General features: G+C 43.4%; 1 pseudogene. It reads right to left on the bottom strand.

Annotation, left to right across the window (positions count from 1 at the left end):
* Positions 1 to 1,191: pseudogene (locus HMPREF2837_RS11410) on the bottom strand (hypothetical protein); the annotation flags it as partial.

Genomic DNA, 1,191 nt, shown 5'->3' with positions numbered 1-1,191 from the left:
TTAGTTGGATCGTTTGGATCATTCGTATATTGTGGAGTTGGCGCATTTGGAATTGGGTTTCCATCTGGGTCAACTGGAATGATCTTACCGAGTTCCTTATAAACTACTTTATCTGTAGCTTCTGGGTGTTCTGGTGTAACTGTCTTACCACCTGCTTCAGCTTTATCCGCATAATAGTGTTCAACGACTGGGACTTTTACTTTGCCATAGTCATGACTGTTTTCAGTCCATGTTGTTGTACCATCTGCTTGATTCTTCTTACCTGTGAAGGTATAGTCGCTTTGAACATCAGCTTTTGGTGTGGTTGAACCAGCTCCTTCAAACGTTACCGTTTGTTTTGTTGGTTGCGTCACATCATTTGTTTTTGGTACATAGATGATTGGCGTATCTTCCCCTGGTTTATCAGGTGTTACAGGTGTTCCTGGTTGGATTGGTTGACCTGGTTTCGTTGGGTCGTTTGGATCTGGAAGGTGTGGTTCATAACCTGGTACATCAGGAACGACTGGTTGACCTGGTTTCGTTGGGTCTGTTGGATCGTTCGGATATTTAACACCTGGTGTTGATGGGAAGTTTGGATCATTTGGTTTCTCTGGTTTTGGAACCAAGTTTCCAAGTGGTTTGTAAGTAACAGTTTCTTCAAGGTTTTCTTGAGTAACTGCCTTAGAAACAACATTTGCTTTATCAGCGTAGTATCCTGTCAAACCTGGTGTTGGAACTTCAGCGTAGGCTGTCTTATCTGATGCCCATGGTGTCGCTGAAAGTTCTTTACCTGTGACTTTATCCAAGGTAAGGGTACGTGTCCATGTCGCGTTTTCAACATGATCTGCTGGGGCTGCTACCTTACCATCTGATACCACATACTTAACAGTAGATGTGACATCTTTCTTCCATTGATCTGTCGCTGGGTACTTAGGACTGTTTGGATCATTTGGATTGATTGGATCTGTTGGGTTATGTGGGTCATTTGGTCCTACTGGAGTTTCACCATGTTTCAAGGTTACTGTCCATGTTTGATCGACTGAAGCATCGGTATCGAAGTGAACTCCTGCTGGGAATTCATCGCTTACAAGAACATAGCCACGATCTTCATAGTACTTGATCTTGTCCGCAGTTGAGTAGTTGATTGCCTCACCTGATTTACCACCGACTTGATCATTGGCAAGGGTTTGACCAGTTGTTTGATCAACGTAC

It is taken from the genome of Streptococcus sp. HMSC071D03, from assembly GCF_001812125.1.
In the GTDB taxonomy this organism is placed as follows: domain Bacteria; phylum Bacillota; class Bacilli; order Lactobacillales; family Streptococcaceae; genus Streptococcus; species Streptococcus pseudopneumoniae_N.
This window is presented reverse-complemented; position numbering and strand designations above follow the sequence as displayed.